Raw genomic sequence first — 13,117 nt, forward strand, 5'->3', positions numbered from 1 at the left:
GAGGACACCCATGTTGACCTTGGGTCTCAATGCGACGTTTCATGATTGCTCCGCGTCGATTGTGCGTGACGGGACAGTGCTGGCCGCGGTAGAGGAAGAGCGCTTTACCCGGATCAAGCATGGCAAGCGGCCAGTGCCTTTTTCCACATGGCAGCTGCCTTACCGCTCGATTGATTATTGTCTGGCGCAAGCCGGATGCGAGCTGGCCGACGTCGACCATATTGTGTATGCCTTTGACCCGTCTCTGCTCAAGGAGGATATTGCGCCGGACGGGCGTATCGTGTTGCCGCTGGAACCGTCGGCACAATGGAAAGGCCCGGGATCGCCGTGGGATGGGTTGTTCCTTTCGTATATTCTGAATGCGCCGCGTCAGCTCGTTGACGGGGTGCCCTTGCATGTGCAGAAGCGTTTTCGACATGACACTTTGCAGCATGTTATGGATCGCTGGCAATTCCTGGAGCATCACCTGTGCCACGAGGCCAGCGCCTTCATGGCCGCGCCCTACGAGGAAGCGGCGGTACTGACCATGGACGGACGCGGCGAACGCACGACGACCAGCTATGGGCTTTACGCGAAGGGCCGCTATGATCGCATCAAGCAAGTCTGCCTGCCGCACTCGCTAGGCTTGCTTTATGAAGAGGTAACGCGTTACCTGGGCTTTTTGCATTCTTCCGATGAATATAAAGTCATGGCGCTGGCTTCGTATGGCAAGCCCGCCTACCTTGAGGAGTTCCGGCGCATCCTGCAATACGACGGCGCAGGGGGGTATACGTTGCACCCCGGTCGCTGGGTAGAGACCTTTGGGCCGGCGAGGGTGCATGGCGCGGAGTTTCTGCCGCAGCACATGGACATTGCGCATTCCCTGCAAAAAGTCCTTGAAGAGACCGTGCTGGCGATGGCTGAATGGCTGCACCAGCAAACACAGTCTCGAAACCTGTGCATGGCGGGCGGCGTTGCGCTTAATTGCGTCCTGAACTCCCATCTGGCCAACCATGGCCCATTCGACAACATCTGGGTGCAGCCTGCCGCAGGAGACGCCGGCACCTCGCTTGGCGCCGCGCTGTGGGTAGACGGGCAACAGGACAAAGCGAAACAAACCAGGTGGTTCATGGACCATGCTTATCTTGGGCCGGATTATGGCGACGACGAGATCGATCAGTTCTTGACGCGCTCGGGGGTTCCGCATCGGAAGCTGTCCAATGTGGCTCGGACGGCCGCCGAGCTGCTGGCGGATGAAAAAGTGATCGGATGGTTTCAGGGCAGAATGGAGTTCGGACCCAGGGCGCTGGGAGGGCGCTCCATTCTGGCGTCTCCGCGCAGCAGCGCCATGCAGGCCCGGCTGAATGAGCTCAAGGATCGCGAAGACTTCAGGCCGGTTGCGCCGGTGGTGCTTGCCGAGAAAGCGCAGCAGTGGTTCGACAGCCGCGGCAAAGACTGCATCGAGGCGCCCTTCATGCTGTTCGTTTTCGACGTGCTGCCGGAAAAGGCGGCGCTGATTCCGGCTGTGCGCCATACGGACGGCACGGCCCGGGTCCAGACTGTCAGCAAGCGCCAGAATCCGCTGCTTCACGAACTGCTGTCCGAATTCGAGGCAAACACCGGAGTGCCTGTGCTGGTGAATACTTCTTTCAATACACGTGGCGAGCCGGTGGTGTGCAGTCCGCGCGACGCGCTCGAGTCATTCTGGACCTCGCCGCTCGATGCCCTGCTGATAGGGCGTTATCTCGTAGAGAAAACGCCATGAACGCCAACGCACCCTTGCGGATCAGTGTGGTCGTGCCCACGTACCAGCGGCCCGATTTGCTTGAGCGCTGCCTGGGCGCGCTTGCACGCCAGACGCTCGAGCCCGGCGCGTTCGAGATCATCGTGTGCGACGATGGTCCGAGCAGTCAGGCGCGGGAGGCGGTGCAAAAGGCGCGGGCCGCGATGCCGCATGGGCCGAACGTGCTCTATCTGGAGATCGCCGATACGCAAGGGCCGGCAGCCGCCCGCAACCGCGGCTGGCAACGTGCCTGCGCGCCTGTCGTTGCATTTACCGACGATGATACGGTGCCCGATGCGGCATGGCTTGCGGAAGGCCTTGAAGTCATGGGCACAGGCGCTGATGCGGCCGCCGGGCGGATACTCATGCCGCTACCCGAGAGACCTTCGGATATTGAGCTGGATGCCGCGGGCTTGACCCGGGCGGAGTTTGTCACCGCCAACTGCTTTGTGCGGCGCGACGTGCTTGAAGCCGTCAAGGGCTTCGACGAGCGTTTCGGCATGGCGTGGCGCGAAGATTCCGATCTGCATTTCACGCTGCTGGAAGGGGGATGCGTTGTCGCGCGGGCGCCGCGGGCGGTGGTGGTGCATCCGTTGCGGGAAACGCGTTTCGCCGCTGGGATAGGCATGCAAAAGAAAGTGCTGTTCGATGTGTTGCTGTTCTGCAAGCATCCGCGGCTTTATCGCGAGCGGATACGGCAGGGCCCCCCGTGGCTGTATGTGCTTATATCAGGCTTGTTGCTGCTCACCCTGTTGTTTGCGCTGGCAGGCCGTAGCGGATTGGCGGCATTCACATTAGCCGGCTGGGGGCTGGCCACCGTATCATTTTTCTTGCGGCGCCTGTCCGTGAGCGCGCTCACGGTACGCAACGCTGCCGAACTGTTCGTCACTTCGCTTTTCATTCCGCCGCTTTCCCTATTCTGGCGCCTGGTCGGCGCGCGCCGCTTCGGGCCGAGGTTTCCATGACGAGCCGCGCTGCGGACTGGGAAGCCACAGCGAAGCATGTGGCCGTGTTCCGGGCATTGAATCTGGGCGACATGCTGTGCGCCATGCCGGCATTGCGCGCCCTGCGCAAGAAGCTGCCTGATGCGCGCATCACGCTGGTGGGTTTGCAAAGCGCCAAGCCGGTGCTGCGTCACTTTTCCGCCTATCTGGACGAGCTGGTCGAATTTCCCGGCGATCCGGCCTTCCCCGAGCAGGCGGTGCGCAAGGGCGCCTTGCCGGCATTTTATCGGGATATGCGTGCGCGGGCTTTCGATATGGTTCTGCAAATGCATGGCAGCGGGCAACAGTCCAACGACATTGTGCGGGCCATGGCGCCTGCTCAATGGGCCGGCTTCGTCCCACGGGACGAGCTGGCCGTACAGGGGCGGCTCTTGCCTTGGCCCGATCATCTGCATGAGGTGCATCGCTATCTTGCCCTGCTCAGGTATATGGGCCTGGATGCAGAAGACGATACGCTGGAGTTTCCGGTCAGTACGGCAGACGAGGCGGAAGCCGACACGCTGGCGGCCGGCCTGGGGCTGGCATTGGATAGGACGATATTCATACATCCGGGCGCCCGGCTGGCATCAAGGCGCTGGCCGCTGGGCCGCTATGCCGCCGTGGCCCGTGCGCTGGCTGGCGCGGGCTGGCAGGTGGCGGTCACTGGCAGCCAGGGCGAAGCGGAAATGGCCCGCGCGCTGACGGTTGATGCGGGCGTGCCCACCGTGGATATGTGCGGCAAGACTTCGCTGGGTGCGCTGGCCAGTCTGCTGCAGCGCGGGCGATTGCTGGTCTGCAACGACACCGGCATCTCGCACGTGGCGGCCAGCGTGCATTTGCCCAGCGTGGTCATTGCCTGCGGGAGCGATGTGGCCAGGTGGGCGCCGCTGGATACGCGCCGGCATACGGTCCTGCATGCTGGCGCCGAGTGCCGCCCCTGCGCCTACGATGAGTGTCCCATCGGCCATCCTTGCGCGCTGGGCGTCGAGGTGGATCACGTGCTGGCGGAAGCGTTTGGGCATCTGAACAGGGGCAGACACTGATGACGGCCCGGCTGCGTATCCTTACTTGGCACGTTCATGGGAATTATCTTTATTCTCTGACGCAGGTGCCCCATGAATTCATTGTTCCGGTGATGCCCGACGGCCGGCCGGGCTATGCCATGCTGGGCAATAAAATACCTTGGGGCGGCAATGTGCGCATGGTGCCCGCGGACCAGCTACGCGATGAGCCGTTTGACTGCGTCATTTATCAATCGCGCCAAGCGTACGAGCACGACAGGTTGTCGCTGTTGACCTCGGCCCAGCAAGCGCTGCCCAGCGCCTATATCGAGCATAATCCGCCCGAGCCGCACCCTACCGACACACGGCATTTTTTCCAGCATGGGCACGGTGTGCTCGTGCACGTTACGCACTACAACGCATTGATGTGGGATGCCGGCGGCATGCCGGACGCCGTGATCGAGCATGGGGTGCCTGAGGCTGAAGGTGTGAGCTACGGGGGGGAGCTGGAGCGCGGTATTGTGGTGATCAACAACCTTGGCGCCCGTGGCCGGCGCGTCGGCGCCGATGTTTACGAGTGGGCGCGAAGCCGCATTCCGCTCGACTTGATCGGCATGGGCTCGGAATCCATGGCGGGCGGCAAAGGCGAGATAGACAACATGAACGTGCCGGCCTTTGTGGCGCGCTACCGTTTCTTCTTTACGCCCATCAGGTATGCCAGCCTGGGACTTTCATTGATAGAGGCCATGATGGCAGGCGTGCCGGTGGTGGGCGTTGCGGCCACGGAACTGCCTCGTGTTATTCAGAATGGCATCAACGGTTATGTCGATAACCGGCGGCCTGCCTTGCTCGACGTGGCGCGCCAGCTTCTGGCGGACGCGGCCATGGCGCGGGAATGGGGCGAGGCCGCACGGCGTACAGCGCGCGAACGGTACAACATGACGCGATTTGTGGCGGACTGGGAGCGCCTGCTTTTTAAACTGACGGGAGTGGGCAATGTCTGAAATACATAGTGAGTCTCACGTTACATTGGTTGCCGGCGGCGCAGGTTTCCTGGGCGCACATCTGTGCCGCCGGCTATTGGCGCAAGGCCATCGGGTAATCTGCATGGATAGTTTTTTGACGGGCCCCCGGGAGAACGTCGCATGCATGCTTGACGATGCTCGATTCATGTTAATACACCACGACATCATCAATCCATTGCCGAAAGGTTTGCGGCCGACGCAAATCTACAATCTTGCTTGCGCGGCCTCGCCGCGCCACTACCAGGCCGACCCCATACACACGGTGCGCACTTGCGTGCAGGGCGCGCTGAATTTGCTGGAGCTGGCCACGGCCAGCAATGCCCGGATACTGCAGGCATCGACCAGCGAAGTCTATGGCGGGCCGCAAGTACACCCCCAGGTCGAGGGTTATCACGGCAACGTGAATCCCGTCGGTCTGCGCTCGTGCTATGACGAAGGAAAGCGTTGCGCCGAAACGCTGTTTACGGATTACGCGCGTCAGCGCCACACGTCCGTAAAGATAGCCCGCATTTTCAACACCTACGGACCTGGCATGGCGCCGGATGACGGGCGCGTCGTGTCGAATTTCATTTGCCAGGCGCTTGCGGGCGAGGCGCTTACCATCTATGGCGACGGCAGCCAGACGAGATCGCTTTGTTACGTCGATGACATGATAGACGGCCTGGTGCTATTGATGAATAGCCCCGCCGGCTTCCAGGGCCCTGTCAACCTGGGCAACACAGAAGAGGTGTCGGTGCTGGATATTGCCCGGCGTGTTTGCAGCTTGTCGCCGGGCTGCCCGCAGATAGAGTTCCAGCCCTTGCCCTCTGACGATCCGGTCCTGCGTTGCCCCGATATCGAGCTGGCGAAGCGTCACCTGAGCTGGCAGCCGACCGTGTCGCTGGATGAGGGCCTGGCGCGTACATATGCATATTTTGCCGGCGCTTCCTGCCGCGTCCATGAACCCACATGATAATGCTGCAAGCCATATTGCTGTAAGGTGCCGGTGTGATAGATGGCGCGGGCGTCAAAGACCATCGCCCCGCGCATGCAGCGGGACAGCGCTGCGAAGTCCGGCGCCTTGAATTCGTCCCACTCCGTCATCACGATGAGTGCTTCCGCGTCCCGGCACACATCCAGGGGCGAGCTGCCGAATACGACAGGCGCCATGCCCAATGCGCGCTGCGCGGGGCGCATGGCCACCGGATCGTACGCGGATATGATGGCGCCTTCTTCCAGCAAGTGGCGAATCAGCGTCAGGCTGGGCGCCGCGCGCACATCGTCGGTGCCCGGCTTGAAAGACAAGCCCCATATCGCAATATGCTTTCCCTTCAGACGGCCGCCAACATGTTCGCGTACCGCGTTCAGAAGGCGCCGCCCCTGCCGGCGATTCACCCGTTGCGCACTGCGGAGCATATCGGCGGGCTCACCCACGCCTCTTGCTGCATGGATGAGCGCACGCACATCTTTGGGCAGGCAGGAGCCGCCATAGCCAGCGCCGGGGTACAGGTAGCTGCCGCCTATCCGGGGGTCGCCCTTCAGGACGCTGCAGATGGCTTGTATGTTGGCGCCGAAGCTTCCGGCCAGGCCGGCCAGTTCGTTGATCATCGAGATTCGCGCGGCCAACATGGCGTTGCAGGCATATTTGGAAAATTCAGCCGTGCGTCGGTCCATGAGCATGATGCGTTGTCCATGATCGTCGAACGGGGCGTACAACTGTGCCAGCACCAACGCTGCGCCAGGGTCGTTTGCGCCAATGACAATACGGTCTGGATGTCGGAAATCGTGCACGGCCCGCCCCTCCGCGAGAAACTCGGGGTTGGACGCCACCCGTACCTTCAGGTAGCTGGAAGAGACATCACGCTTCTCATTCAATAGGGCCTCGATACGGTCGCCGGTGCCGACGGGAACAGTGGACTTGACGACGACAATGCAGTCGTCGAACACCGTGTTCGCCAGTTCGTGAGCGCAGCGCATCAAGTTCCCGAGATCGGCGCCGCCATCCGCCCGCGCGGGCGTGCCGACCGCAAGGAAGGCAACATCGACGTCTTGCATGGCCCGTGCGATGCGGGTGTCGAAGGAAAGCCGGCCGGCGGCCCACTGGGCCTGGAGTATCGCCTCTAGCCCGGGCTCATGAAAAGGCACTCGGCCGGCCATGAGCATGGCAATTTTTTCGGCATCGTGGTCGACGCAAATCACCCGGTTGCCCGCTTCGGCAAGACAACACCCGGTAACCAAGCCTACATAGCCAGAGCCAATGACAACGACGTTCATGGTGAAATCCTGTTGTAGAAAAATGCGTCCGCCGACGCGGAAGGGCATGATGCGAACCTTGCAAATCAAGTATGTACGCCTGCACCTTCAAGCAAACGGTATGCCTGCGCGGATACTGCAAGTCATTGTGTTTCGTGTTGCCACACACGCTTCAGCAACGCACAGGTTTCCGGACGCAAGACACGCCGTCTTGACCGGATGGCAGCCGCTTCGCGCAGGGCATCTGCCAGTACCTGGAAACGCAAGCGCCACGTGGGCAATCGCAGCACGGCCTGCAAGGTTCTGCGCCACGCCAGCCGCCATGGCAGCCGCAGCCAGGCAGTCCATATCCCGTTGCGGGCTATCAACCTGCGCCGCAAGCCATCATCCCGCGCCTTTGAAGGCCAATGATGCATCTGGAGTGCGGGCGCATAGACGATGAGCCCGTTTGCGTCCAGAATGTCCAGCGCCAGCAAGGCTTCTTCTCCGCCAATGAAGAAAGCGCGCCAGTAGCCGCCGGCCCGGATGAACGCGCTGGTGCGCATGACCGCGGCACCGGCCATGAAGCCGGTCAGCCTGGGGCCTACGCCCGCCACCGCTTCCAGCGGGCTTGACGCCATGGCGGTACAGGCGGGGTCGGGACGCGCTTCGGGGCCTACGGCGATGCAGGCGTTCAGCACGGCAATGTCAGGATGCCCGTCAAGCAAATCCGCCGCCGTGTGAAGTGAGCCCGGCGCCCACCACGTGTCGTCATCGCTGAACGCTACATAGGGGGTCCGTACGTGTTCCACGCCCAGGTTGCGGCCGGCGGCGCCCAGATTGCGCTCGGCCCGTACGAGCCTGGCTTGTGGAAACCTGGCCGAGACGCAATCCAGGGTGTCGTCGGTGCTGGCATTGTCGACCACGATGACAAGCGGCTGCTCGGGCAGGGCCAGCAGGTGCGCAAGGCTGCGGCATAGCTCTTCGCTACGGTTATGTGTCAGCATGACGACCGTTACACGTTCACTGTCAGGCGCGGCCGCAAGCACTATAGAAGCTCCATGTTGGAATGCAGGCGCCAGTATTGCTCGGGATGTCTCAGCACCGGCTGTCCGTCTTCGTAGCCCAGGCCGCGAAACTGGCTTCGGTAGGCGTTGATGGCGCTTGCCTTGTAGCGCGCCGCGCTACCAAGATGAAATGGCGTGACACCGATGCCCCGGTCGATAAGCTGTGCCAGCCGTTGCCGCACTTGTTCTGTCCGCTTGCGGTAGGGGATGTCTTCATAGGCGAACCAAAGAATGGCCGGAAAGCGATAGCATGCCGCGATCAGGGCATCCGACACATGGATGTGATCTTCGTGGAATAGTCCCAGCGGGAAGAATACGGCAGAAGGCTGCATCCGGGCGATCGTGGATGCCAGCGTATCGCCCAGCAAATCAGACCCATTGTCCGCGGGTGACGCATACTGGCTGTCCAGGAAGTCAAGATCGACGCCGCTGGCCTGTAAAAGCGTCAACGCCTTGCTGTTCTCCATAGCGCGTGCCCGCATCGCATCCGCCGCGCTGGCGAACCCGCAGCGCCGGTCCCAGTCGGTAAGTATGCCTGGATTGCGCGGGAGGCCGGTATAAACGGTGACAACGGTGCTTCCCGGCGACAGCGCCAGCAGATCGCCGCAACTGAAGACCGCGTCATCGTAATGCGGCGAAACGACAATGATCGCGCCCGGGGAAGATGAGATGCCGGTAACCATATCGAGGCTAAACGTGTGGAGAATTGCGTTTTCCTTCTTCGACCGCCTCCTGCAATGCCGCATCGGACAGCACGCGGGTGTCCGGGTCTGCCGCGGAGCCGGCCGCCGGCGTGAAGCGCAATTTCTCCATGTATGGTGTGGGCTTTTTGCGGCGCGCATTCAGAAACTCCAGCGCGTAGTAGTCGCGCGCCTGCTGCACGTTCTTGGCCCCCGTGGCAATATCATGAACAAGGTTCAGGGCAAGAAAGTTGGCTTGCTCGTCATGGCAACGGGCGGATACTTCCCCCTCGGTCCGGTTCACGACGACGCTTCCATCGAACAAATAGATGTCTTGCGCCTTATCATCGGGGATACGGTAGTTGATGACGGACTCCACCGAATCCAGATGGGGTGCGGGGAAATGGTGCTCGTGTACCTCTCGGGAAGCCACGATGCGCTTCCAGGGCCCAGGCTTATGCCACACTAAGCAACTGGGCGTGGCCTCGTCAGGCTCGCCATACTGATCGATCACCAGTTGCGCCGCCTCTCGGGCGTCGTCGGGCCACTGGGCGGTTGTCGATGAAAAATGCTTGCTGCTCATATACACCTCCATAAGTTGATGTCGAACATGCGTTCATGGCTTGATCTGCCGGTCCGGGTGGGCCGACGATGAAGCCGGTACTGTGCCTCGTGTCAGGGCGAGAACGGTCGCCACCAGCTCGCGCGGGTCCACGGGCTTGGCCATGTAAACCTGGAAGCCCGCGAGCAACGCATAAAGCCTGTCCTCGGCGGCGGAATGCCCGGACAGCGCGATGGCGGGCAAACGCCGGCGCAAGGACACATCGCGGTCTTCTTCGATCTGCCGGATTTTCCCTATCACTTGGTAGCCGTCGGTGTCGCCCAGCGAAATGTCGCACACCAGCACGTGGGGCCATTGATCTTGAGGGCGCTCGGACAATGCGGCGACGATGGCCTCGCCCGACGTGAAAAGACGCGTATGGGCGCCATGGTCTTCCAGTGATTCACCCAGCAATATCCGGGCTTCCTCTTGGTCGTCGACCACATATATTTCAAGCCCCTTAAGAGGTTCGGGTGCGGCATCCGGAGGGGCGACATGGGGAGCCATTTCCACCACCGCGCGCATTGGCATGTGTAGAACGAAAGACAGTCCCGGCCCATCCGCGGCAGTTTGCACCTCGAATCGTCCGCCCATTTTCTCCATCAATGCATGGGCGCGTGGCGGGTCCAGCAACGCGACATTCCCATCGGCCGCGGCGAGGGCGGCCGGCTTATCGGGGGCATCCGCGATGCTTTCTTCGCTAGCCGCATACCGACTGTCCGTGACCGTAACGACGACTTCCGTTCCCGCTCGTTCCAGGCTGATGGCTATGCGGCCACCGGGCGGCGTGAACAGGATGGCATTCTCCAGCATTTCACCCAGCAGGTGCTGGAGCGCCCCGGGATCGCCGGTCACACGGGCGGTATCGGCCCGGATCAAGGTATAGAGCGCGATGTTTCGAGCATTGATAGCAGGCCGGATGGCATCCAGCACGCCCGCTACCAGCGCCACGAGGTTGATCGGCTGGGCGCTGAGCCGGGCTTCTTTTTCGTGCATTGCTTCCTGCTGAAGTTGCAGTTGCCACATCTGGGCGTACTGTCCTTGCTGGCGAAGCAACTCGTGATGCGTGCCGCGCTCGGTGATACGGCCATGGTCCATGACGAGAATCAGGCCGGCGTCGACGATAGTCGATAGCCGATGGGCGATGATAAGTGTCGTCCGCCCCCGCGACAGGGCCTTCAATTCTTGCTGAATCGCTCTTTCGGTACGCGTATCAAGCGCCGAGGTCGCTTCGTCCAGCACGAGTATGGGCGGATTCTTGAGAAATGCGCGGGCAATGGCGATACGCTGGCGTTCTCCGCCGGACAGCTTGATGCCGCGCTCGCCGACCGGCGTGTCGTACTGGGCCGGCAGGCTTTCTATGAGTTCGTGAATGCGGGCAGCCTTGGCGGCCTCAATCACCTGGCCCATGCTTGCCCCAGGCTTTCCGTAAGCGATGTTATAGAAGATGGTGTTGTTGAACAGCAGGGACTCTTGCGGGACGACGCCTATGCTGGCGCGCAGGCTGGCCTGCGTGACGGCGCGAACATCCTGGCCGTCGACAGTGACACTGCCGGCATCGGCATCGTATAGGCGCAGCAGTAGTCGCGTCAGCGTCGATTTACCGGATCCGCTTCCGCCGACTACCGCTACCTGCTGGCCGGACTCGATTCGAAAGCTGATGTCGTACAGTATCTGCCGGGCGGAGTCATAGGCGAAATCGACGTGGTCGAAACAGACCGCCCCGCCATGAATGTCCAGGGCGGGCGGGCGCTTATCCTGGTCTGTTTCCGTGGGCAGGCGCAGCAGGCTCGACATGCGCTCGGCATTGATCAAGGCCTCGCGTGTCTGGCGAAAAATCAGGCCGAGTGTGTTCAGTGGCAGGCAGACTTGTATGACATAGGCATTGATCAAAACGAGGTCTCCCACGCTCAGGCCGGCATTGACCACATCCTGTCCGGCCATCAGCATGACCAGGGCTACGCCCACCGCAATGATCGCGCTCTGTCCTATGTGCAGTACCGACAATGCTTTCTGGTTGTCGACGCCTACGCCTATCCAGCGGCTCATGATGCTGCTCAATCTGTTTGATTCGGACCGTTCACTGGTATAGAGCTTGACGGTTTCGTAGTTCATCAGGCTGTCCACCAAGTGGCCATTGGCGGCGGAGTCCAGTTCATTCAAGGCGCGCTGGTAGTGAATGCGCCTCTCGGTAAACACGATGGTGTAGATCGCGTAGGCCATGAAGGTAACGGCCAGTACCGCTGCAAACCCCATTCGGTACGCAGAAAGCAGAATGATGATGATGGATGTGATCTCGATGACCGTGGGCAGCACGGTAAACAGCGCGGTACCAAGCAAGAAGCCTATGCCTGCCGTGCCGCGCGACACATCGCGGGCAAACACGCCAGTTTGCTGGCTGCCAAGGAACCGTGCGCCAAGCCGATGCAAGTGCTCGAATACCCGTACGGTAAAGTCGGCCACCGCCGTAGCGGTCACCTTGGCGAAGGCCATGTCTCGCAGTTCGGTGAACAAGCCTGAAAGAAAACGCAGCAGCGCGTAGGCCAGCAGCAGGAACACCGGCAAGCTCAGCGAGAGGTGGCCGCCGTCCAGGCTATCGATGATGTGCTTCAGGGATACCGGTACAAGCAGGGCAAAGACTTTGGCGGCGATCAGCAAGACCAGCGCCAAGGCCGTCCGCCGCCGGAACCGCCAGACTACCTGCCAAATAGTGGCATAGAGTTCACGTTGCTCCATGAATCTGATCCGGGGGTAACGCAGGGTCTTTGCGAGCTTTTTCACGCATCAGCTCAAGTCAAAGGCAGTTGATGCGAGCCGTGATTGTCATGCCGGCCGAGTTCCAGCCTTTCGGCCATCTGCAAAGCCCTTTGCTTTGCAATGGCGCGTAGAAAGCCGGCGACGGCTGTGCCAATGGCTTCGTCGAACCAGGGATCCGCGCCACTGACGCCGACCGCGATCCCGTCAGCCCAGACACCGCCCCAGACGCCCGTTTCGACAGCCCTGAGCAAGTGTGCCGCCATGTAGCGAAGCTCGTGTCCACTACGCTGCACACGCCAGCACACACGGGCTTTTTCGCGCGCGTAACGGGCGTAGTCGGCATCCCAGGCGTCACGGTCGCCGACTGCATGCTCGTAAAGAATGGCCTGTTCAAAGTCACAGTGTTCCGGCCTGAGTCCGGGATCCATGATGACGATGTACAAGAACCCGCTTTCGCCCAGTGTGCGCGATGCGATTCCCTTTTCGATCATGGGCAAGGCCAGATCCACCGCCTGCTTGGCTGCGGACTTGTCGGCCAGTGCGCTGCCCAGTGCTCCATGCGCTTTACTCATCGCTTTACCTCGTATAACGCTGGTTTATAGGGGGCCGCGCACAGCGCTGCGGCATGCCCCTGGGTGCAGCATCGGCCACAGGATGCGACCGATGCTGGTTTGCTCAGCAATACATGTGCCGACTGTGGCGGAGCGCGGAACAGGAGCCAGACATGAAAAAACCTTGACTTTCCGCGATGTGTGAATATACTTACGTCCATCAAGGGGAGTAGCTTTCCACCGCAGCATCGTCATTACGGCAGTTTTGCAAGTCTTTGCAAGCTCCCGGTGCTCGGGCAACAGTCATGTTGCAAGCAAGACCTTGCCAATAAGGGCAAGGTCTATACTCCAGCGATAGCTGTGGCCTGCGTCCTTACGGATCAGGCCATTTTTGTTTTTGTCTGACGCTCGCCCTGTCTACATGTCTACACCGCGTGTGGTTCAAGCAAGCAGGCCATGGCACTGGCCTGATCCGTTTC

Annotated in this window: 11 protein-coding genes; 5 read left to right on the top strand and 6 right to left on the bottom strand. The window is 61.2% G+C overall.

Annotation, left to right across the window (positions count from 1 at the left end):
* Positions 1 to 10: 10 nt before the first annotated feature.
* Genes RE432_RS04695 through RE432_RS04715 form a run of 5 tightly spaced genes read left to right on the top strand, consistent with a single transcriptional unit; the run spans position 11 to position 5,723 of the window.
* Entirely contained in the window at positions 11 to 1,744 is a 1,734-nt protein-coding gene (locus RE432_RS04695; protein WP_310932058.1) for a carbamoyltransferase C-terminal domain-containing protein, read from the top strand.
* On the top strand, positions 1,741 to 2,727 hold the full coding sequence (locus RE432_RS04700) for a glycosyltransferase (RefSeq protein WP_310932059.1): 987 nt from the start codon (positions 1,741 to 1,743) through the stop codon (positions 2,725 to 2,727). The genes RE432_RS04695 and RE432_RS04700 overlap by 4 nt, the downstream gene beginning before the upstream one ends.
* Positions 2,724 to 3,788: a glycosyltransferase family 9 protein gene (locus tag RE432_RS04705; RefSeq protein WP_310932060.1), complete on the top strand. Its 1,065-nt coding sequence runs from the start codon at positions 2,724 to 2,726 to the stop codon at positions 3,786 to 3,788. The genes RE432_RS04700 and RE432_RS04705 overlap by 4 nt, the downstream gene beginning before the upstream one ends.
* Positions 3,788 to 4,750, top strand: a complete 963-nt coding sequence (locus RE432_RS04710) for a glycosyltransferase family 4 protein (protein ID WP_310932062.1) — start codon at positions 3,788 to 3,790, stop codon at positions 4,748 to 4,750. Before RE432_RS04705 ends, RE432_RS04710 begins: the two co-directional genes overlap by 1 nt.
* Positions 4,743 to 5,723 (top strand): UDP-glucuronic acid decarboxylase family protein, encoded by a 981-nt coding sequence (locus tag RE432_RS04715; protein ID WP_310932063.1) that lies wholly within the window; start codon positions 4,743 to 4,745, stop codon positions 5,721 to 5,723. Before RE432_RS04710 ends, RE432_RS04715 begins: the two co-directional genes overlap by 8 nt.
* Here RE432_RS04715 and RE432_RS04720 read toward each other — a convergent pair.
* The 6 genes from RE432_RS04720 to RE432_RS04745 all read right to left on the bottom strand — a co-directional run bounded on the left by RE432_RS04720 (position 5,624) and on the right by RE432_RS04745 (position 12,659).
* Positions 5,624 to 7,024 carry a UDP-glucose/GDP-mannose dehydrogenase family protein gene (locus tag RE432_RS04720; protein WP_310932064.1) on the bottom strand — a complete coding sequence of 467 codons (1,401 nt, stop codon included), beginning with the start codon at positions 7,022 to 7,024 and terminating at the stop codon, positions 5,624 to 5,626. The genes RE432_RS04715 and RE432_RS04720 overlap by 100 nt on opposite strands.
* Positions 7,025 to 7,146: 122 nt before the next feature.
* On the bottom strand, positions 7,147 to 7,989 hold the full coding sequence (locus tag RE432_RS04725) for a glycosyltransferase family 2 protein (RefSeq protein ID WP_409079812.1): 843 nt from the start codon (positions 7,987 to 7,989) through the stop codon (positions 7,147 to 7,149).
* A gap of 41 nt (positions 7,990 to 8,030) precedes the next feature.
* Positions 8,031 to 8,732: a PIG-L family deacetylase gene (locus tag RE432_RS04730; protein WP_310932066.1), complete on the bottom strand. Its 702-nt coding sequence runs from the start codon at positions 8,730 to 8,732 to the stop codon at positions 8,031 to 8,033.
* A gap of 7 nt (positions 8,733 to 8,739) precedes the next feature.
* The gene (locus RE432_RS04735) at positions 8,740 to 9,312 is read right to left on the bottom strand and encodes a hypothetical protein (RefSeq protein ID WP_310932067.1); all 573 of its coding nucleotides are present in this window, start codon (positions 9,310 to 9,312) and stop codon (positions 8,740 to 8,742) included.
* Between the two features lie 33 nt (positions 9,313 to 9,345).
* The gene (locus RE432_RS04740) at positions 9,346 to 12,066 is read right to left on the bottom strand and encodes an ATP-binding cassette domain-containing protein (protein WP_310932068.1); all 2,721 of its coding nucleotides are present in this window, start codon (positions 12,064 to 12,066) and stop codon (positions 9,346 to 9,348) included.
* A gap of 53 nt (positions 12,067 to 12,119) precedes the next feature.
* Positions 12,120 to 12,659: a hypothetical protein gene (locus RE432_RS04745; protein WP_310932069.1), complete on the bottom strand. Its 540-nt coding sequence runs from the start codon at positions 12,657 to 12,659 to the stop codon at positions 12,120 to 12,122.
* Positions 12,660 to 13,117 lie beyond the last annotated feature (458 nt).

The organism is Pusillimonas sp. SM2304 (assembly GCF_031628915.1).
GTDB lineage: Bacteria > Pseudomonadota > Gammaproteobacteria > Burkholderiales > Burkholderiaceae_B > Pusillimonas_C.

Coding starts and splice junctions, on each gene's coding strand:
- RE432_RS04730 (WP_310932066.1), bottom strand. CDS start 8,732: ATGGTTACCGGCATCTCATCTTCCCCGGGCGCGATCATTGTCGTTTCG.
- RE432_RS04740 (WP_310932068.1), bottom strand. CDS start 12,066: ATGGAGCAACGTGAACTCTATGCCACTATTTGGCAGGTAGTCTGGCGG.
- RE432_RS04705 (WP_310932060.1), top strand. CDS start 2,724: ATGACGAGCCGCGCTGCGGACTGGGAAGCCACAGCGAAGCATGTGGCC.
- RE432_RS04720 (WP_310932064.1), bottom strand. CDS start 7,024: ATGAACGTCGTTGTCATTGGCTCTGGCTATGTAGGCTTGGTTACCGGG.
- RE432_RS04695 (WP_310932058.1), top strand. CDS start 11: ATGTTGACCTTGGGTCTCAATGCGACGTTTCATGATTGCTCCGCGTCG.
- RE432_RS04710 (WP_310932062.1), top strand. CDS start 3,788: ATGACGGCCCGGCTGCGTATCCTTACTTGGCACGTTCATGGGAATTAT.
- RE432_RS04725 (WP_409079812.1), bottom strand. CDS start 7,989: ATGCTGACACATAACCGTAGCGAAGAGCTATGCCGCAGCCTTGCGCAC.
- RE432_RS04735 (WP_310932067.1), bottom strand. CDS start 9,312: ATGAGCAGCAAGCATTTTTCATCGACAACCGCCCAGTGGCCCGACGAC.
- RE432_RS04715 (WP_310932063.1), top strand. CDS start 4,743: ATGTCTGAAATACATAGTGAGTCTCACGTTACATTGGTTGCCGGCGGC.
- RE432_RS04700 (WP_310932059.1), top strand. CDS start 1,741: ATGAACGCCAACGCACCCTTGCGGATCAGTGTGGTCGTGCCCACGTAC.
- RE432_RS04745 (WP_310932069.1), bottom strand. CDS start 12,659: ATGAGTAAAGCGCATGGAGCACTGGGCAGCGCACTGGCCGACAAGTCC.